The sequence below is a fragment of the Rhodoferax antarcticus ANT.BR genome (assembly GCF_001938565.1).
GTDB lineage: Bacteria > Pseudomonadota > Gammaproteobacteria > Burkholderiales > Burkholderiaceae_C > Rhodoferax > Rhodoferax antarcticus.
This window is the reverse complement of record NZ_MSYM01000013.1, coordinates 923036-942332: the sequence shown is the minus strand read 5'-3', so window position 1 is coordinate 942332 and position 19297 is coordinate 923036. Positions and strand designations below refer to the sequence as shown.

The following is a 19297-nucleotide window of genomic DNA, read 5'->3' as shown; positions in this document are numbered from 1 at the left end:
CATCAATGGTAGCGCGCCAGCCAACTGGTTTAGCGTGCTTTTGACGCAGGCGAGAGCGGCTTCGCATCTGGCAGTGGCTGCACGGTTTGCAACGCCAGCGCCGCCAGTTGGGCGTCACTCACCCGCTCAGGCGCAATCTCGGCCAGCGGCACCAGCACAAAGGCGCGCTGGAGCATGCGCGGATGCGGCACCTGCAGGTCAGGGCTGTTGATGACGGCGTTGCCATACAGCAAGATGTCCAGGTCGAGCGTGCGCGGGGCGTTCTTGAAAGGTCTCTGGCGGCCTTGGTCATGTTCGAGCTGCTGCAAATTCAAGAGCAGCTCCGGCGCACTCAAACGGGTGCTGATGGCGGCTACCGCGTTGATGAAGTCCGGCCCGCTGGCCTCAAACGGCGCGGTGCGGTACAGGCTGGAGGCGCGCAGTAGCCGCGTGCCTGGTAGCTGAGCCAGCGCATTGACAGCCTGCAAAACAGTGGCCTGGGCATCGCCCAGATTGGCACCCAGCGCCACATAGGCCAGCACCTCAGCAGGGGTTGCCTGGGTCATGCAGGTGAACCGCGCCGATCAGTTCTGCGTCTCTGGGCGGGAGGCGGCTTGACTTGCGCCTTGAACCTCACCCTGACCTTCGCCTTCACCAGCGCCACCTGTCGCGCCTTCACCTGCGCCACGGCTGGGGCTGCGGCGCTTGCGGCGGCGCTTTTTGGGCGCTTCTGTGCCGTCGGTTGCGGCGGCTTGCACATGATCTGCATCGTTTTGATCGATCGGGATTGGCGCAGCCGCAGCGGTTGACAACGCCGCGGGCAAGCCGTCGGCACTGCGCGTGGGCAGCTTGTGCACGCGCGGCGTGCGCGCTGCTTTGGGGCGCTGCTGTTGCTCCAGTTTGACCGCGTCTACCATGTCGTTGCGCAGGTTGTCGTCAGCCATGCTGAATGCTTCCCACCAGTCAGACAGCACTTCTTCAAGCTCGCCGTTTTCTGCACGCAGACGCATGAAGTCAAAGGCCGCCCTGAAACGCGGCTGTTCCACCAGGCCAAAAGCAGCACTGCCGGTGCGTTTTTCAAAGCGGGGTTGCATGGTCCAGATGTCGCGCATGTCACTGGCGAGCTTGCCGCGTCCAGACACGTCACCAATACGGGCGTTGAACGCATCGTCAATCGCGTCCATCAGCGCCGGGTGCGAATGCTGTCGCGCCGCCAGCCGCTTGACCCAGCCGTCGCGCACATCTGCCCACAACACGCAGGCCAGTAAAAAGCTGGGTGCCACCGGCTTGCCTTCACCCACACGGCGGTCAGTATCTAGCAGCGCGGCTTTCACAAACGGCTGCTCAGCACGCTCCACCACCACGTCGAGCAGCGGGTAAATACCGCGCGCCATGCCAAGCTCCTTGAGCTTGTCGATAGATGCCAACGCGTGGCCGGTTTGCAACAGCTTGAGCATTTCGTCAAACATGCGGCTTTGCGGCACCTCCAGCAGCAGTGACTGGCTTTTCACCAGTGGCGAGGCGGTTTTGGGCTCCAGACTGAAGCCCAGGCCGTGCAACTTGGCAGCAAAACGCACCGCGCGAATGATGCGCACCGGGTCTTCGCGGTAGCGCGTGGCCGCATCACCAATCATACGGATTGAGCGCGCCTTGGCATCTTTCATGCCATGGTGGAAATCGACGACGATTTGTGTCTCAGGGTCGTAATACATGGCGTTGATGGTGAAGTCGCGCCGGGCGGCGTCTTCATCTTGCGGTCCCCAGACGTTGTCGCGCAGTACACGACCGGTGCTGTCCACCGCGTGCTTCATGCCCGCAAGATCACTTTTGCTGGTTTTTTCGTTGCCCGCCACCTGCTCGGCGGCGGCGTTGTCCAGATAGGCGCGAAAGGTGGACACCTCAATCACCTCATGCTCGCGACCGCGCCCGTAGATCACGTGCACGATGCGAAAGCGCCGCCCGATGATGAAGGCACGCCGGAACAGGTTTTTCACCTGCTCGGGGGTGGCGTTGGTAGCCACATCAAAGTCTTTGGGGGCCAGGCCAAGCATCAGGTCGCGCACCGCGCCGCCGACGATGTAGGCCTCAAAACCAGCGTTTTTCAGGGTGCGCACCACGTTGTTGGCACGCTCGTCCACCAGTGCCGGGTTGATGCCGTGCACCTCAGGCCCTATCTCCAGGCGCTTGCCAAAGGGGTTTTTTGCTGCGGCTGGGGCAGATTTGCCCAGCAGTTTGTCGAAGAATCGTTTGATCATTGTTGTGGGTAGTTCGTCATTTTTCTGAATGCACGATGGTGCTTGGCTAAATGGCGGTTCACGTCTGGCAAAACAGCCCGCGCGTTCAGGTCAGTCTTTAAAAAGCTCAAGTATGCGCCAGCCGCGCTCCAGGGCAATCGCGCGCAGGCGGTCGTCGGGGTTGGTGGCCACCGGGTGGGTCACGTGCTCAAGCAACGGCAGGTCATTGATCGAGTCCGAGTAAAACGTGCTCTGCACATCGCCCCAGCCCAGTTGGCGGTTGGCCAGCCACTGCTCTACGCGCGCCACCTTGCCTTCACGAAACGAAGGAACACCGTCAATTTCGCCAGTAAACCAGCCAGTGTCCGGATCGCGCGCGAGGTTGATGGCAATCAGCTCAGGCACGCAGAAGGCGGTGGCAATCGGGCGCGTCACAAATTCATTGGTGGCGGTGACGATAACCACCGCATCGCCCGCTGCCTGATGCTCTTGCACCAGCTGCCGGGCCTGCGGTTGAATGACTTTTAGCACCACAGCCCTCATGAAATCTGCGTGAGCAGCTTCTGATTTAATAGCGCCTTGCTGGCGAATGGCACGCGTGGCAAAACGGACGTACGCGTGAATATCGAGCGTGCCTGCCTTGTATTGGCGGTAAAAAACATCGTTTTGGATGGCAAAGTCTGCCGCGTCGTTCCAGCCCAGCGCGGTGGTAAACACGCCCCACTCGTAGTCGGAGTCAGCGGGGATCAGGGTGTGGTCCAGGTCGAAAAGAGCCAGTCTTGTCACGCCCGCGCTTGTCACTTCATGTGCTGCGTTCGGTTTATTCATAGTCATGCGTTGTCCATCATGGTTTTGATCAGGGGAATGGTGATGGCGCGTTGGGTTTGCAGGGCGTAGCCGTCCATCAGGTCCAGCAGTTCGATCAGGCTGCCCAGATCGCGGCTGAAACGCGTCAGCATGAAGTCCATCACCTCGTCACTTAAAGCAATGCCGCGTGCCAGGGCGTTGGCGCGAAGCACCTCGCGGCGTTGGGTGTCGTCAAGGGTCTGCAAGGCAAACACATGGCCCCAGCCCAGGCGGGTGCGCAAATCGTCGCGCAGCTGCAAATCTGCCGGGGGCAAATTGCCTGCCGCCAGCACGGCAATGGGCTGCGTCTGGGCGTTCACAAACCAGTTGAAAGCCGCCTGCTGCTGCGCCGCGTCAAACGCATGCACATCGTCCAATAGCACTGCAACCCAGGCATTATCGAACTCATCCGCTACAGAAGTAGTTGCATTGAGCCAACCCACCCGCTGACCCTGTGCCTGCAAGGCGCTGCGCACCGCGTGCAGCAGGTGCGACTTACCACAGCCGCTCGAGCCCCACAGGTAGGTGGGCACCGGGGAGCGCGGCACGGCTGCGTGGCTCGGCTGGCCCAGCCAGAGTTGCAAATGCTCCTGCGCCGCTGCGTTGGGGCCAACGCAAAAATTACTCAGGCTCGGCCCCTTGCCCAAGCCCATGTCTAGCACCAGCTGTTTCATCATCCTGGATCCCTCAGTTGGACGCGCTGCCACCCAAAAGGTGAATCAAAACAACGCTCAAACCATCAATTTTCATAAGAAGTGGGTGATATCAAAAAGCGGTCAACTGAGGAATCCAGGATCAAGATTCGCGGTATAGCGCACTGTCCAAATAGGTGCTGCGAAGGCGGCGCCCAGCCACCAGCAGCACGGCGCTCAACGGCAGCGCAATCAGCACGCCGACAAAGCCCAGCAAATGGCCAAACGCCAGCAGCGCAAAAATAACCACCACCGGATGCAGGCCCATGCGCTCACCCACCAACCGCGGGGTGAGGAAAAAACTTTCCCCCAACTGACCCAGCCCGTAGACCACGGCCACCATCACCCAGGCGCTGATATGCCCAGCCTGCGTAGAAAACTCCAGAAAACCTGCCAGCAGTGCCATCACCAGACCGAGCCCAAAACCCAGGTACGGAATCGCCACTGCCAGCCCGGTAAACACCCCAATCGGCAGCGCCAGGTCCAACCCAAACAGCGCCAAACCCACGCTGTAATACACCGCCAGCACCGCCATCACCAGCAGTTGCCCGCGCAGATACTGGCCCAGCACGCCATCGGCGTCTTGGGTGAAACTGTCAACCCCTGCGCGCAGGCGCGGCGGCACCAGGTTCAGCAACAGCGCCATGAACCGACGCCACTCCATCAACAGGTAAAACAGCACCACTGGAATCAGCACCGCGTTGCCCAACACCGACAGCGCCACACTGCCCCCAAACTTGGCCGACTCCAGCAAACGCCCCAGGCTGTCCTGAAAATTCGCGTTGAGGTGCTCCGTGGCAAAGGCCTTGAGCCCGGCCACATCCAGCGCCACATGCAGACCAAACTGCGACAAAAGGGGCTGCAAAAAGCCGTTAAAGCGATCCAGCAGCGGCGGCACCTGTTCACGCAGCAGCGGCAGTTGTTTCACCAGAATCGGCACCACCAGCAGCAGCAAGGCCAGTAGCAGCAGCAAAAACACCAGTTCCACCAACACCACCGCCAGCAGGCGTGGAATGCGCCCGCGGCCCAGGTCATCCAGCCAGTCCACCACCGGCGTAAGCGCATAGGCCAGGATGGCCGCCACCACAAACGGTGTCAGCACCGGGGCCAGCAGCCATAGCAACAGCACAAAGCCGATCAAGAACGCCAACCAGGCCGCTGCCCTTTTCTGAGTGGAGGTGAATTGCATCAAATAACCGAAAAACCGGCGGGGGGCCGTACCCTTAAAATCTGCGTAAATTCTATCGGCCCCGCCCGCGGCGCAGTGGCACCCGGCTCGTTACCGGATTTATGACCGCTTTTTTGCACCAGAACCACCTCATGACCACTTCAAACACCCCCATCACCGCCCTCTCCTACAAAGACGCAGGCGTTGACATTGACGCTGGCGACGCGCTGGTGGAGCGCATCAAACCTCTGGCCAAAAAAACCATGCGCGAAGGTGTGTTGGCCGGTATTGGTGGCTTTGGCGCGCTATTTGAAGTGCCCAAGCGCTACAAAGAGCCGGTGCTGGTGAGCGGCACCGACGGCGTGGGCACCAAGCTGAAACTGGCGTTTGAGTGGCAAATGCACGACACCGTGGGCATTGACCTGGTGGCTATGAGCGTGAACGACGTGCTAGTGCAAGGCGCTGAACCGCTGTTTTTTCTGGACTACTTTGCCTGCGGCAAGCTCGACGTGGACACCGCCGCCGCCGTGGTGGGCGGCATTGCCAAAGGCTGCGAGCTGTCTGGCTGCGCGCTGATTGGCGGCGAAACCGCCGAGATGCCCGGCATGTACCCGGCCGGTGAATACGATCTGGCCGGTTTTGCCGTCGGTGCGGTCGAGAAATCCAAGATTCTGACTGGCGCTGACGTGAAACCCGGCGACGTGGTGCTGGGCCTGGCCAGCAGCGGCGTGCACTCCAACGGCTTCAGCCTGGTGCGCAAATGCATTGAGCGCGCAGAAAAAGCAGGCACCGTTCCGGCCATGCTGGACGGCAAACCCTTTAAGCAAGCGCTGATGGAACCCACCCGCCTGTATGTGAAAAACATGCTGGCGGCGTTGGCGGCGCACCCCACGACCCCTGGGTCGTCTTCAGGCATCAAAGCGCTGGCCCACATCACTGGTGGCGGCCTGCTGGAAAACATCCCCCGCGTGCTGCCCGAAGGCATGGCCGCACATCTAAAAAAAGACAGCTGGCCACAAACCGAACTGTTTGCCTGGTTGCAAGCCACGGCCGGCATTGACGATATCGAGATGAACCGCACCTTCAACAACGGCATTGGCATGGTGGTGGTGATAGATGCCGCCCAAGCCCCCGCCTGCGCCGCCACCCTGCGCGCTGCGGGTGAGACGGTGTATGAGATTGGCGTGATTGCGCCAATAGGCGACGGCGCTGCGGTGGTGGTGGGCTAAGCTTTTCCGCTTGGCAGCCTGGCGCCTGGCTGAGCTTTTTTGCTATCGACTAAATAGCTACTAGCGCTTTATCTATAAGGGCTAGAAGGCAATAATTCATATAACTTTGATGTGCCGCCAGGCGGGCGGTGGGGTTACCGTTCTCCGGCTTGCTCGCGGGTGACGGTGCAGGTTTGCTGGTTGCCGTGTTTCACCACTTGTGTTGGTGCGCCACCTTTCACACCACGCGAATTGAGCCTGCGCCCGGCCAACCAGACCTTGATCACCGACTGCCTAGTCACACCGAGCTTGCTGGCTTCGCGGTCCAGGGAATCAATCATCCAGGTTGGAAAATCAACGTTCACCCGTTTTTGCGTCTGCAGCACACGTTTTGCCTTGGACAAGTCCAAAGAAGCGGTGACGTCAAGCCCGTCATCAAACTGATGCTCAAATTTTTCAGCTTTCATAAAGTGCTACCTCTTCAGTGCGTGAGCGACGAACGGAAATCAACCGGATGTTGACGCCACGTTAGGTCAAAACCGCCGACCAGTGTTTGGCGTCGATCCGCCCTATGGCGAGAAAGCGCGGTTCATCGTCAGTTTCTGCCGGGATCTCCAGCAGCATCGGATCGCCCTAAAGACTCTGCGCGTCAACAAAATCCATGCCATGCTTCAAACGATTGGATTCACAACAACCGGTTCGAGCTTCTAACTTCTGGGGCAATGGTGGCACTTGTAGCTGCGTTTTAAGCGCCACTGTGGTGACTGAGGCGTCATGACGGATGAGCCGGTGAGCGGTCAAACCACCGTTGCAGACACTTCGGCCGACGTTGACACAAACACCAGGAATCGTTGTTAACAATCGCGCGCATCGGCCAGCCCGCTCAGTGCGTGGCGCGGCGCAGTTCTGCTGCGCGGGCAGCAATCGCCGAGCGGTCGTTGGTCACCCCGGCGTTGGCCAGATAGGTTTCCAGGTCTTCCAGCGCATGGCCGGGGTGGCCGGCTTCGGCATGGGCCAGGCCGCGGTCGCGGTACTCGGGCCAGGCTTGCGGCATGAGCACAATCAGGCGGTCTTGAACAGTGATCAGGCGGTGCCAGTCTTCCTGCACAGCGTGAATCTCTTTCAGGTTGTGCAGCATGCGGGCAATGATGTCGCGCGGCTTGGCGGCTTGCAGGTAGAGGCCCAGCGGCACTTCTTGCTCGTCCACCAGGCTGGCCAGGCTGCGGTACGGCTCGACACGCTCGGCCAGTTCCTCGCGGCTGAGCGACTGGCCGGTGAGCGGGTCAATTACTACCTGGCCTTCGGTCATGTTGACCTTGACCATGAAATGCCCCGGAAACGACACGCCGCGCGCTTTCAGGCCAATGCCTTGCGCCAACTCCAGCCAGATCACGGCCATCGAGATCGGAATGGCCAAGCGGGTGCGCAGCACCACATGGACATAGCTGTTGTCGGGGTCTGAGTAGTTGTTGAAGTTACCGGCGAAATTCAGGTCGCGGTAAACAAACTGGTTGAGCAAGCGCAGTTTTTGCAGCGGGCCGGCATCAAGGGGCAGGCGGCGCTGCAGGCGCGCCAGCAGCTGGTCTACTTCCCCCAGCACCTGCTGCACGCTGATGTCAGGGTACTCGTCCTGCGCCAGGCTTACGGCGGCCTCCAGCAGCGCAAACTCGGCATCGGTATGCACCAGCGAGGCAAAATACTCCAGCGGTGTGGGGACGTTCAGACATAGATTCATGTGAGACATTGTCTACCGGCGCAGGAGTTGGCGCAGTTGCAAACCCGCCACAGCGACCGCTCCGAAATATATAGCTGCTGACGCAGACAGAATAAGGGCTAGAAGCCAAATTCTCTTAAAGCTCTCAGCGCGCAAGGCAGTCCAGTTCCAGTGCCCATTGGCCCACATCAGGAAAACAGCCAGCAAAACACAGCCCGCCAGCACCTGCATCAGAAACACCCCCCAGCCAGGCTCTGGCTTGTAACTGCCACGTTTGATCAAGCCCACCAGCAGCCACAGCGCATTCACCATGGCACCGATACCAATCGACAGCGTCAGCGCCGCATGCGCAAATATCGGCACCAGAAAGATGTTCAGCAACTGGGTAAACACCAGCACCCCGACGGCGATGCGCACCGGGGTTTTGGTGTCCTGGCTGGCGTAGTAGCCCGGCGCCAGCACTTTGATAGCCACAATCCCAACCAGCCCCACGCCCCAGCCCATCAACGCGTAGGTGACTTGTTGCACGTCAAAGTCAGTCATCGCACCATAGTGGTAAAGCACCGTCACCAGCGGCGTCGGGAACACCAACAGCGCCACCGCACACGGAATGGCCAGCAGCGCCACCAGACGCAGGCCCCAGTCGAGCATGCCCGAGTATTTGGCGCTTTCGCCACTGGCACGGGCTAGGGCCAGTTGCGGCATCAGCACCACACCCATGGCCACGCCCAGCATGGCGGTGGGGAACTCCATCAGCCGGTCGGCATAGGTGATCCAGCTCACACTGCCAGGGCGCAGGTGCGAGGCGATTTGCGTGTTGATCAGCATCGAGATGTGCGCCACACTCACGCCCAGCAGCGCCGGGCCCATCAGGCGCAACACGTTTTTGGTTTCGGCGCAGGCCCAGGCCTCGCGCAGTGCTGACCAGCGCCCGCTCATGCGTGGCTGCAAATCCAGCCGCTTCAACGCCCACCACTGCACGCCAAGCTGCGCCATGCCGCCCAGCAGCACACCACCTGCCAGCGCATAAATTGGCTCGATGCCCATCGATTTGAACCACGGTGCGCCAAGCCAAGCCGCCGCAATCATGCAGATATTGAGCAACACCGGCGTGGCCGCCGGCACGGCAAAACGCTTCCAGGTATTGAGCACGCCCGCACCCAAGGCCACCAGCGACATAAAGGCGATGTACGGAAACATCCAGCGCGTCATCACCACCGCCACCTCAAACCCGCGTGGGTCTTGCTTGAGGCCGCTGGCCATGAGCCACACCAGAGCGCCTGCACCCAGCACGCCCATCACGCTCAACCCCAGCAACGCCCAAGCCAGCACCGTGGCCACGCGGTCAATGACCAGACGGGTGGCAGCGTCGCCCTGCTGCGCTTTGGAGGCGGCCAACACCGGCACAAACGCCTGGCTGAACGCGCCTTCGCCAAAAAGCCGCCGGAACAGGTTGGGGATGCGAAACGCCACGTTGAAGGCGTCGGTCATGGCAGACGCGCCAAAGGTCGACGCAATCAGCAGCTCACGCACCAGCCCGGTAATGCGTGAAACCAATGTCAACACAGAGACGATAGAAGCAGATTTGAAGAGACTCACGCGGCAAAGTGTAGCCGTGCGCCCGGCAGGCGCTGGCTTTTACAGGTCGCGCCAGCTTGAGACTGCTAGAATCACGGGCTTTGCTGACAACATCCACAGACTCAAGGAACATCAATCATGGCATCTACAAAACCCAAAAAGAAGAACCCGCGCCTGGCGTCGGGCCGTAAACGCGTCCGCCAAGACATCAAGATCAACGCCGCGAACACCTCGCTGCGTTCCCAGTACCGCACCTCGGTGAAGAACGTTGAAAAAGCCGTTCTGACGGGTGACAAGGCCAAAGCAACCGAGTTGTTTGGCAAGATGCAAGCCATCGTTGACACCGTGGCTGATAAGGGCATCTTCCACAAAAACAAGGCTGCACGCGATAAGAGCCGCCTGTCTGCCAAGGTGAAAGCCTTGGCTGCACCCGTGGCAGCAGCTGCCTAATTTTTAGGCAAATCGCACGTCGTCCTGAGGGATCAGGACGGCGCCGTTTGTAACGGGTGCGCTGTCAGCAAAAGCAAAAAAGCCGTCTCAGGACGGCTTTTTTGCGTCTGGTGCTTCTTCTGCAGCGATCACTTTTGGGTCAACAACTCAAGGACGTGTTGTCCAATCGCCAAAGAGGCGGTCAGCCCCGGGGACTCGATGCCCAGCAGATTGACCAATCCCGGCACACCATGCTCGGCTGGCCCCTGAATCCAAAAATCGGCCGCCGGTTGGCCCGGGCCACTGAGCTTGGGGCGAATCCCCGCGTAGCCGGGTTGCAGCGCGCCACCGCGCAGGTCAGGCCAATACTTGCGCACCTCGGCATAAAAAGCCTCGCCTCGGACACCGGGTACACCAAGTGCGAAAACGGCGCACGCCCAGTCAAGGTGAAGTAATTGCCCTTGGCATAAAACGCTTTAGGAATATGGCAACCATCAAGGCCAACGCAGCGCTGGGCCAGACCCACTGCACCCAGGCCCGCCGCGTTGACGACCAGCCTCGCGCACAACTGCGCGCCATCAACCGCTTCTAATTCTATAGCTGCTCGCGCTTTATGCATAAGGGCTAGAGGCGAATTTAATGCTAAAACGCCACCCGCGCTTTCCAGATCACCTTGCAAAGCAAGCATCAGCGCGGGGCTGTCCACAATACCTGTGCTGGGTGACAACAAAGCGGCCTCGCAGTGCAGCGCTGGCTCCGACTGCCGAACTTGGGCAGCACTTAGCAGCAGCAAGTCAGTCACGCCGTTGCGGCTGGCCCTATCCTGAATGCGCTGAAGTTCTGCCACCTGCCCTAGCGTGGTGGCCACAATGAATTTGCCGCAGCGCAGATGACCCACGCTGCGCTGGGCGCAGTAGTCACACAGCAGCGCCCTGCCCTGCACACACAAGCGCGCCTTGAGCGAGTCTTGCGGGTAATAAATGCCAGCGTGGATCACCTCGCTGTTGCGCGAACTGATTGCCGTGCCAATGCCGGCGGCGGCTTGCAGCACCAGCACCTCACGCCGGGTAAGCGCCAGCGCACGTGCCACCGCTAAGTCGACCACCCCAGCGCCCACCACCACACACTCAACTTGATCCATCCAGTCGGCCCCGTAGAAAATCAGCATCTTGTCAGACTCTGGTTGGCGCCAGACGAAAAAAAAGGACCGGGCAAACGCCTAGGTCCTTTTCATGAAATCTGGTGGGCGGTGGAGGTTTCGAACCTCCGACCCCAGCAGTGTGAATGCTGTGCTCTACCCCTGAGCTAACCGCCCTTGTCCGTTGAGACAAGCCCTAAATTATGCCACAGCTCCGACGTACTTCTTTAAATGGTGAACAGTAAAATTCATGCCTTTTTGTGACTCCCGAGGCCAAAAAACGCGAACGCCGGGCTATAATTCTGGGCTTGTTCCTCGATAGCTCAGTTGGTAGAGCGCCGGACTGTTAATCCGTAGGTCCCTGGTTCGAGCCCAGGTCGAGGAGCCAAAAATTCTGAACAGAAACAAGCACTTAGTGGAAACGCTAGGTGCTTTTTTTGCTTGCGTGAGTTCCGCATTGGGTCTGGCAAATAAATGTGCGCCCCTCGAAATTCACTACAGCAATGGCCAAGCCAAGGTCACGATCAAAACCCCGGAAAAAGGGAACCGTCGTTAAGACGAATTGGCAGCTGAGCGTAAAAACCACCTTATCCCTGACCTGAACTAATGGGCAATCAGAGCCTGCTCGTTTCCGGGGTGCTATATTAGAACGTCACCAAACTAACTGAGCCGATGCGCTCGAATTTGTTTGCTCGGGATCCAAGTCAGCCCCGGACCCGCGTGAGTTTTGTGACCCAAACGCTGTTTTGACTTGAGGCTGCCGGGAATTAGACCCGGCTGAGTTCTCAAGCCGAGGCTGACTGCTTCAGAGCCACGCCCGTCAAGCGGATCAGTTTCAGCATGTCCGCCGATGCCGGGGTGGTCTGCACCGCTTGGAGCGGCTGGCCTTCATAGCGCCCGCGCGTGATTTTTGAGGCTTGCAGAATGGCGAAGCTTTTGCTGGTCGGCACGGCCTGAGCACTGAGCCAGCGGCTCCAGTTACGCTGGGAACTCCCACAAATCGTTTCTTCCAACTTGGCGCAACTGCTCACTTGGAGCGTGTCCATCAAGGATTGCACCCATCGCACTGTGAATTTGAGCGTCACTTCCTGACGCTCCACCAATTTGGGTGGACGCCCCGATTTATCGGTGCCATTGATTTCGGCTTCACGGCGCTTGTTCACCTTGATGACGCGCTCAAATTCTCGAATCAGTGCCTGCTGCTTATCAATGATTTCCTGCAGGCCGGTAATTTTTCGGTTGGCCACGTCCATGTCGCATTGGGCCTCCCAGGCGTAAATATCAAACTCGGAAGACCAGCATTTGTCGGCATATTCGAACTTCGTGATCCAGTAGTCGATGCCGTCGAGTTTTGCCTGATGCTGCGCCTCTTCTTGTGGCGTGAGGGGGTCGCAACGCCCATAGATGACTTGGGTGCTGGGCCACAGTGGATTGCTGGACATTTCTGGTGCGGCGGTAGGGTTTTTCGCCAGCAGGGCTTTTGCATTGGCCTGCTCCATCTTGTAGCGTCGCACGCTGACCCGCACCCAGGGATGCTGCAGCCAGTTGCAGCTCAGCCGCACATAGTCCTGCGCCACATCGTTGGACAGCAACTCATCGGATTGACCGCAGTGGTGATCAATCGCACTGAACCAGGCATTGCGCGTGGCCATGAGTTCTGCCACCAGGCGCAGGTCAGCATGAACCCCGGCATCAAGCCCAAGCGCCAAGGCGCTTGCCTGCAGCGACAAGTCATTGAATCGGTACGTTAGCGCAGCTGGCGGCAGCTCGTCCTTGAGCGGCGTGTCCTGCCAATTGATGGAGATCGTCACCCGCTTGTCTGCACTGTCCCATAGGCTGGCCAGCCACTGGGCTGTGCTGGGCTGGACATCGAGTCCGTTGGTCTGATAAATCCCCCAGCAAGGAACCATGGCGAGCGCGAATTGGGCGAAGGTCAGGTCATGAATTTTGAGAGCTTCCATGCTTTTCATTCTGTTCTTAAGTGGCCGGACAAATAACATTTGTTTAATAAATGTTCTAGTCAATTATTCGCCGAATATACGGACTAATAATATAACGAATCAGGAAGGAAGCGAGTTCTTTCAGCCGGATTCATCATCACAACAGGGAAAGAAACCATGAAAAAAGACTTCGATCTGTCCTGCATTCGCATCGGCACTGATGACGACCTGGCCGACGCGATGGCCCTGGCATCCCGCCTGCTCGCCGACGCCCCGGACAATCTGGATTTTGTGACTCGCCAGTTTTCATTCGATCTGCTGGTGGCAGTGCTGATGTCCACAGCCTATGGGACGCGAGACAAGACGCTGGCAGAAGTGCTGCTTTATCTTGTCGATCCGACGTGGGATAGCCCCCGACAAATACTCCTGTCTTTTTCCCAAGAAAGGGAAGCATGGAAACAACCAAGTGCATCGAAGTGGCGCAAAGGGTTGACCGGAAAATTGGAAATGGTCAACGACGATGCGGTGGCACCTCAGATCAAGCGTTGCTACATGGATTGGAAAATCGCATTCGCATTAGGCACGGTGGGCGGCGCTGGACGGCGACAAAACGGCATCGAGGTGTTCGACCCACAAGCCGTCGCCAAAGCCGTACAGATGGTGAGCGGCCTCACGGTAGACAAAAAATCGTGTTCTGAGCGCATCCTGCAAAACGCCCAAGTCAATGACGGCTACCGAGTGGTGCCCGATGCCCGCAAAGCCCACGCCAAACTCCAAGAAGCCAAAGCCCGCTTCGAGAACCTGGTGGAGCCCATTGCCAGCCTGCAACGCGATCTGGTCTTGGCCGCCGCCATGGACCCGGATGAATTCCGCATCACGCCGATCCTGCTGCTGGGCGAGCCCGGTATTGGCAAAACCTACTTGGCAACCCAACTGGCCGAGGCATTGGGCGTGGCTACTGAGAAGATCAGTGCGGGCGGCGCACAGGGCGGTTTTCAGTTGACTGGCTCGCACTCCACTTACATCGGGGCACGGCCAGGATCGCTGATCGCCTTGCTCGCCGAAGACGAGTCGGCATCGCCGGTCATGGTCATCGATGAGGTGGACAAAATCGGCCTTGGTGGGCAATACCCCGTGTTGCCGGTGCTGCTCGACCTGCTGGATGCCAATACCGCCAAAAAATTCAAGGACCAGTTCTTTGAAATGGAGTTCGATGCCAGCCGGGTGGTTGTCATCCTGACGGCCAATAGTTTGGATGGCGTGCCCCCTGCGCTGCTGTCACGGGTCGAGGTGTTCCATGTTCCCCGGCCTGAGCGGGCGCAACGCCTGCGCATCATCCGTGAGACCCATGCCGATCTGTGTGCCAAAACCAAAAGGCAGATCACGATGGATGAGGGCACTTGTGAAGTGCTGGCCAGCCGGACGGACTTGGACATCAGAAAACTGGTGCGCCTGGTCAGGGAGGCGTTTTCGAATGCTTTGCAGTTCGACCAGACCTTGGCTGAGCTGGTGTTACCTGCGGCCCCGGACACGCCGGAGTTGGCTGGAGACAGGCAAGACGGTGATATTGACCGCAAGCCCGCCGGACCAACATGGAAATACCACTGATCTTGCAAACGACAGGACGAATCATGGACACAATTCACATCCCAGCGCGGATCACGGGTCGCTTCCCCTACATGTTCGCGGGCAAAAACATCGGGCTCTCCGTGCTGCAGGGCTGGTGTCAGACGTTCGAAGCCCTGTGTCAGGACATCGATGCCGAACTGGGTGATGACAAGCGCGGCTTCCATTGGGTCCAGTGCAAAGAGAAGTTGGGTATGGCTCGCTGGCATTGGGACATGGGGCCTGACCAGGACCGACCGGACGTGATTACCAAGAGGGTTAACAACGCGGTGGCGAAAACCAAGCACCTGTGCGGCGTTTGCGGCGAGCCGGGCGAGATCGACCTGGAGGCCGACTGGATGCTCACCCTGTGCCCGGCGCATACGCAAGAGAACCGGCACCAGGAAAAGATGGACCGGCTCAGCCGCATCAAAGCGCCAAAGGGTGTGGGCGAATTGGTGCTCTACCTGGGCTTTGATGGTGTGTTGCACCATGGCGTTGTTGCATGGATCAGCAAAAAGGCGAGCTTTGGTCTTGATGCCCGAGTCTATGCGGTAGCGGTTGCAGCACGCATGGAGTTCGGGCGTGCGAGCGCCATCATGCGGTTCAAGACCGCCACCCCGATGGCCGCTTCGCACCGCTTGCATCCGGTCGGCGCGAACGCAGTCGGGCTCCAATAATGGTCTTGTAGCGCCCCATCGCAGTTTCCACCAGCGATCTCTTGCCGTAGCCGGCAGCCTCCTGCCAGCCCAGCCTGCCCAGGGACTCCATCATCAACACGTGGGCATCACGTTGCGTCACGATGGTCAATCTCGATGTCCGCAGGAATTTGATCCAGTAGCGGCCCTACTTGGGAGGGGTCATCCATATCCTGCGAGGTGAGCACGCAGGCCACAATCTGGTTGGTGTTGGCATCCAGCGCAAGGTGAAGTTTTCGCCAACACCGCCTTGAGCGCTGGCCGTGTTTCTCAGCCAGCCACTGGCCGGCACCAAAGACTTTCAATCCCGTGCTGTCGATGACCACGTGCAGTGGGCCTGTGGACAATCGCCCCAGGGAAATGTGTGATTGGCCGCCGCGGGTCAATCGTGCTGGGGCCTGCCACGCGGCAATTGCCTCCTCTGTCACCCACAGCGTCAAACTGCGACAGCCGACGCAGTGCGGCGTTATAGCCTGACCAGTTGGTCGCCTTCATCGACTTCTTTGCAATATGGTGGCGTCGATCTTCGTTGTGTTTGTTGGGCATGGGCTGGCGGGAATCAAGGAAGCCCGAATCCTACGTCAACGCCCGATCCATGCAACAACGCCCTGAAAAAGTGTTACCCGCTTTTGAACCACGCCCGGTGTAGTACTCCTGGGCCGTGGTCATTGCGCCGCCTCCCATGGATTGATGACGTTCAGCCCGGCAGCCTCAAAAGGGCTGGTGTCGCGGGTTGCGACGGTGAAGCCGTTGGCAAGGGCGACGGCCGCAATGAAGGCATCAGCTGTTTCAATTGCCAAGCCGGCAACCCGGGACTTGGCCAGCAGCTCGGCATAAGCCTTCGTGCAAGCCATATCGAACGACAACACGCGATTTGCGAACATCGGCAGCAGGCGCTTTTCCAAGTTTTCATGCAGGCTGTCCCGGCGCTTTCCGGCTGGCATCAGCGCGATACCCGCACGCAGCTCGGCTACCGTGATCGCGGACAGGTAGAGCGTTTCCAGCGCTTGCGCGTCGATCCAGTCAAGGACGCGGGCATTAGGCGTCTGGCGCTGCGGCTCCGAAATCACGTTCGTATCGAGCAGGATCATTCGAAGCTCGCCGCACGGGCCGGGGACTTGATACGCCCGCTTTCAAACAGGGCGTGTTCTTCATCGGTCAGGCCGACAGCCTCGCGGGCGATAGATGCCAAGAAAGAGCCAAGTTTCACGCGACCCTCGGGCTTCGCAGCCCGCCCCAAAATGTCGCGGATTTCAGCCTCGGTGCTGCGGCCGTGCTGGGCGGCTTGGATTCGGATGGCCCGATGCACTTCGTCGGGCAGATTTCTTACATTCACGTTTGCCATTTGGTATTTTTCCAGATAGTCGCCATCAATGGTGTCATTTTATATCAATGACACCAAAACACAAACGAATTTTCGCAAAAGTCCTAACAAGTGCGACACCAAATCCCTACCCCGTCGACAAATTGATAACCCACTGGCACTGGGTTGAAACTATCAAAAACAAGGGGGACGGAAGAACGCCCCTTAAATTGCTGATGCGGTTGCTTTAACCTTGGCGGTCAGCTCGATACCCAATGCCTTCATGACCGCCAGCGTCGTCTTCAAAGTAGGGTTGCCATTCTCGCTGAACGAGCGGTACAGCTGCTCGCGGGAAAGCCCGGTCTGACCTGCAATTTGAGCCATCCCTTTAGCACGGGCCACAACGCCTAGCGCATGCGCGACGTAGCCGGCATCGTTGGTTTGAAACGCTTCGGCCATGAAAATGGCGATGGCTTCATCAGAAGCCAGATCCTCAGCAGGATCGTAAGTTGTCAGTTTTTCAGTCATTTCATTCGCTCCATTCATCAGCCAAACGCTTCGCCGCCTTGATGTCCTGCTCTTGCGTGCTCTTGTTGCCACCGCACAGAAGGACGACGATTGTGTTGCCCCTCTAATGGATGTCAATGCGATAACCAGGGCCATGGTGGATTCGTAACTCGCTGACTCCGTGCCCTACCGGCTCCACATCCCCTGCATGGCCGTAGGCTAGGCGGTCCAGGCGGGACGCGATCAAAGCCCGTGCCCGTTCGTCCTTGAGCCGTACCCGCCATTTTTGGAATGTCTGCGTTTGTTTTAGTTCGATCAGCATGAGTTTTATAGTAGTTTATAAACTACTGACTGGTCAATGACTGGTCGCAGACGTCCTAAAAAGTGCGACAAGTTGTCGTATTCCAATTTCACACCGTCGTTCAGTAGTGTCCCAACGTTCTTCAGAGGAGAGCGAGCTGATTTGACTCGAAATCCGACACGGGATTTTTCGATGGTGGCGTAAGCAGTTGATTTATTGGGATATTTTCAAACATGGACAGACTCAGGATTTGTAGAATTTCGTACAGGCTGTGATCATCAAGATGCAAGCGTTTCTTTGCGATGGCAATGAGCAGATATGTCGATATGGCAATCCATATCTGCGTCTTCACGGCGTTCTCGCTGGTGCCAAAGAACACCTTGATGCGCAAGTGCTGCTTGATCCATTTGAAGAACAACTCCACCTGCCAGCGTTGGCGGTAAAGATCGGCAATCAGCTCGGGCTTCAAGCTGAAATTGTTGGTCAAAAACACCAGCCGTTTTCCGCTGTCGTCCTTGACCACCACCCGGCGCATGGTCGCGGGGTAATCCTTGCTCGACTGATAGGTTGTCAGCACGCCGGTCTGATCGCACAGCACTGCAGTACCCACGCGGTCCACCGGATGCGAGTAACGTCGCTTGAACTTGGTGTTGCTCTTGGCGCGGGTGACAAAGAAGGCTTGCGCCTCGTGAATCACGAACAACCTTGCGAAGTCCAGGTAGCCCCGATCCATCAGGTAAAACGCGCCCGGCTCCAGCACCAGATCGTCCATCACATTGACCTCGTGCGTCTTGCCGTCGGTGATGTGAATGAAACTGGGGATGTTGCCCCTCAAATCCAGCAGCGTGTGCAGCTTGATGGCCGCCTTGGTCGACCGAAATGGTGCCCATGCAAACACCGACAGGCACAGGTCAATGGTGCTGGCATCGAACGCGTAAACCGCCGCGTCGAGTTCCAGTCCGAACGGCTCCGTGGCATACAAGGGACGTGCCAAACCAATCAGGTGTTGTGCAAAGTCGGCGTAGATTTGCCATGGGCGTGTCGCGTTCGCATTGGCCAGCGTATTGCGCGATATCGTCTGACAACGAAAGCCCATGTGGTACAGCCGCCGAGCCTGAGCGCGAAGGTTGACTTCGATGTCGCGCAAGGACTCGCGGTAGGTCAACTGGGCAAATGCCATGGCGAAGAATTGGTCCAGGCACGAGAAGTCCTTGACCTTGTGTTCGCCGTTGTGATCGGCCACACAGCGACGAAACGTGCTCAGTGGAAGGTACAGCATGAGTTGCGCAAATACGAGCGTGCCTTTGTGCATGACGGTTTGGGGCGGGAATCCGCAAAAAACCGACAGTCTGACGCACCATGACGTTCAAATCGAGACCAGACTCAAACACCAAATTTAACAACCAAATCAAGAGCTTACAACGTTCCGACAAGACAACGTTGGGACACTACTGACCGTCGTTATATGTCAAGTCAGGCCCCCTTCAGAGCGCCAAGGTCGTTGGCAGTGCGAGCGGCGCACCTGGTGTTGCTGGTGTTGCTGGTGTGCCTGGCGTTGGCGCGGTGCTCCAGCCTGAGCCGCCAGCCAACCTCAAACCACGTCCACCATCGCACTATCTTTGGGCGACACTGATCACGCGCCTCACGTCATATTTACGAGGTGTACTTGCTGCTGCGCCCAATGTGCGGGGGCCAGATGCGCATCATTGCCTTCATCACCTTCAGCGCCGACATCCACAAGATTCTGGAGCACATCGAGGTCGAACCCGAAGCCCCGCGCATCACCCCGGCACGCGGGCCACCGTTGTGGGACGAGTGTGGTGCGCAGGAGACGAGGGAAGGTGTTGAGGCTTGCCGGACTGGGATCTGGCAGCCCAGCCAGCACCAGACTACTCCGACGATCAGCGCACTACTTGGTGAACTCGCATTGGGTCGCGACGACTGCGCCGGGGTAGGA

The 19297-nt window shown here is 58.6% G+C and carries 17 protein-coding genes, 2 tRNA genes and 3 pseudogenes; 5 read left to right on the top strand and 17 right to left on the bottom strand.

Features of this window, described 5'->3' with window-relative positions; all coding sequences use genetic code 11:
• Positions 1-29: 29 nt before the first annotated feature.
• From folK to BLL52_RS13200, 5 genes are all read right to left on the bottom strand, one after another.
• A complete protein-coding gene (gene folK, locus BLL52_RS13220; RefSeq protein ID WP_075587057.1) occupies positions 30-545 on the bottom strand; it encodes a 2-amino-4-hydroxy-6-hydroxymethyldihydropteridine diphosphokinase in 516 nt (171 codons plus the stop codon).
• An 18-nt stretch (positions 546-563) separates the two neighbouring features.
• Complete coding sequence (gene pcnB, locus BLL52_RS13215; RefSeq protein ID WP_075587056.1) at positions 564-2234, bottom strand: polynucleotide adenylyltransferase PcnB; 1671 nt, start codon at positions 2232-2234, stop codon at positions 564-566.
• A gap of 90 nt (positions 2235-2324) precedes the next feature.
• A complete protein-coding gene (locus BLL52_RS13210; RefSeq protein WP_241839149.1) occupies positions 2325-3047 on the bottom strand; it encodes an HAD family hydrolase in 723 nt (240 codons plus the stop codon).
• Positions 3044-3733, bottom strand: a complete 690-nt coding sequence (gene hda, locus BLL52_RS13205) for a DnaA regulatory inactivator Hda (RefSeq protein ID WP_075587263.1) — start codon at positions 3731-3733, stop codon at positions 3044-3046. The genes BLL52_RS13210 and hda overlap by 4 nt, the downstream gene beginning before the upstream one ends.
• 121 nt (positions 3734-3854) lie before the next feature.
• Positions 3855-4940, bottom strand: coding sequence for an AI-2E family transporter (locus BLL52_RS13200; RefSeq protein WP_075587054.1), 1086 nt, complete (start codon positions 4938-4940; stop codon positions 3855-3857).
• 131 nt (positions 4941-5071) lie between these two features.
• On the opposite strand from BLL52_RS13200, the gene purM reads away from it, so the two are divergent.
• On the top strand, positions 5072-6148 hold the full coding sequence (gene purM, locus BLL52_RS13195; RefSeq protein ID WP_075587262.1) for a phosphoribosylformylglycinamidine cyclo-ligase: 1077 nt from the start codon (positions 5072-5074) through the stop codon (positions 6146-6148).
• Positions 6149-6282: 134 nt separating this feature from the next.
• Here purM and brnA read toward each other — a convergent pair whose 3' ends face one another.
• The 3 genes from brnA to murJ all read right to left on the bottom strand — a co-directional run bounded on the left by brnA (position 6283) and on the right by murJ (position 9440).
• Positions 6283-6594, bottom strand: coding sequence for a type II toxin-antitoxin system BrnA family antitoxin (gene brnA / locus BLL52_RS21460; protein WP_241839148.1), 312 nt, complete (start codon positions 6592-6594; stop codon positions 6283-6285).
• A gap of 416 nt (positions 6595-7010) precedes the next feature.
• Positions 7011-7862 (bottom strand): SirB1 family protein, encoded by an 852-nt coding sequence (locus BLL52_RS13180; protein ID WP_075587053.1) that lies wholly within the window; start codon positions 7860-7862, stop codon positions 7011-7013.
• Between the two features lie 12 nt (positions 7863-7874).
• Positions 7875-9440, bottom strand: coding sequence for a murein biosynthesis integral membrane protein MurJ (murJ, locus tag BLL52_RS13175; protein ID WP_075587052.1), 1566 nt, complete (start codon positions 9438-9440; stop codon positions 7875-7877).
• A gap of 117 nt (positions 9441-9557) precedes the next feature.
• On the opposite strand from murJ, the gene rpsT reads away from it, so the two are divergent.
• A complete protein-coding gene (rpsT, locus tag BLL52_RS13170) occupies positions 9558-9869 on the top strand; it encodes a 30S ribosomal protein S20 (protein ID WP_075587051.1) in 312 nt (103 codons plus the stop codon).
• A gap of 128 nt (positions 9870-9997) precedes the next feature.
• On the opposite strand, the pseudogene BLL52_RS13165 reads toward rpsT, so the two are convergent.
• Together BLL52_RS13165 and BLL52_RS13160 are read right to left on the bottom strand one after the other, a co-directional pair.
• A pseudogene (locus BLL52_RS13165) lies at positions 9998-10989 on the bottom strand (NAD(P)/FAD-dependent oxidoreductase).
• Positions 10990-11088: 99 nt separating this feature from the next.
• Positions 11089-11163, bottom strand: a tRNA-Val gene (locus tag BLL52_RS13160).
• A 135-nt stretch (positions 11164-11298) separates the two neighbouring features.
• On the opposite strand from BLL52_RS13160, the gene BLL52_RS13155 reads away from it, so the two are divergent.
• Positions 11299-11374 (top strand) — tRNA-Asn (locus tag BLL52_RS13155).
• A gap of 397 nt (positions 11375-11771) precedes the next feature.
• Here the strand turns inward: BLL52_RS13155 and BLL52_RS13150 are convergent.
• Complete coding sequence (locus BLL52_RS13150; protein ID WP_139313387.1) at positions 11772-12947, bottom strand: hypothetical protein; 1176 nt, start codon at positions 12945-12947, stop codon at positions 11772-11774.
• 156 nt (positions 12948-13103) lie between these two features.
• Between BLL52_RS13150 and BLL52_RS13145 the strand changes: the two genes are divergently transcribed.
• Positions 13104-14534: an AAA family ATPase gene (locus tag BLL52_RS13145; protein WP_075587049.1), complete on the top strand. Its 1431-nt coding sequence runs from the start codon at positions 13104-13106 to the stop codon at positions 14532-14534.
• A gap of 544 nt (positions 14535-15078) precedes the next feature.
• Here the strand turns inward: BLL52_RS13145 and BLL52_RS13140 are convergent.
• The 6 genes and pseudogenes from BLL52_RS13140 to BLL52_RS13115 all read right to left on the bottom strand — a co-directional run bounded on the left by BLL52_RS13140 (position 15079) and on the right by BLL52_RS13115 (position 18652).
• Positions 15079-15775, bottom strand: a pseudogene (locus tag BLL52_RS13140) (transposase).
• A gap of 119 nt (positions 15776-15894) precedes the next feature.
• Entirely contained in the window at positions 15895-16320 is a 426-nt protein-coding gene (locus BLL52_RS13135; protein ID WP_075587048.1) for a type II toxin-antitoxin system VapC family toxin, read from the bottom strand.
• Entirely contained in the window at positions 16317-16574 is a 258-nt protein-coding gene (locus BLL52_RS13130; RefSeq protein ID WP_075587047.1) for a FitA-like ribbon-helix-helix domain-containing protein, read from the bottom strand. Before BLL52_RS13130 ends, BLL52_RS13135 begins: the two co-directional genes overlap by 4 nt.
• Before the next feature lie 183 nt (positions 16575-16757).
• A complete protein-coding gene (locus tag BLL52_RS13125; protein WP_075587046.1) occupies positions 16758-17060 on the bottom strand; it encodes an addiction module antidote protein in 303 nt (100 codons plus the stop codon).
• Positions 17061-17163: 103 nt separating this feature from the next.
• Positions 17164-17361: a type II toxin-antitoxin system RelE/ParE family toxin gene (locus tag BLL52_RS13120; RefSeq protein ID WP_338065741.1), complete on the bottom strand. Its 198-nt coding sequence runs from the start codon at positions 17359-17361 to the stop codon at positions 17164-17166.
• A gap of 121 nt (positions 17362-17482) precedes the next feature.
• The gene (locus BLL52_RS13115; RefSeq protein WP_075587045.1) at positions 17483-18652 is read right to left on the bottom strand and encodes an IS4 family transposase; all 1170 of its coding nucleotides are present in this window, start codon (positions 18650-18652) and stop codon (positions 17483-17485) included.
• Positions 18653-18840: 188 nt separating this feature from the next.
• Between BLL52_RS13115 and BLL52_RS21455 the strand changes: the two are divergent.
• Positions 18841-19260 (top strand): annotated as a pseudogene (locus tag BLL52_RS21455) (IS91 family transposase); the annotation flags it as partial.
• Positions 19261-19297: the final 37 nt, after the last annotated feature.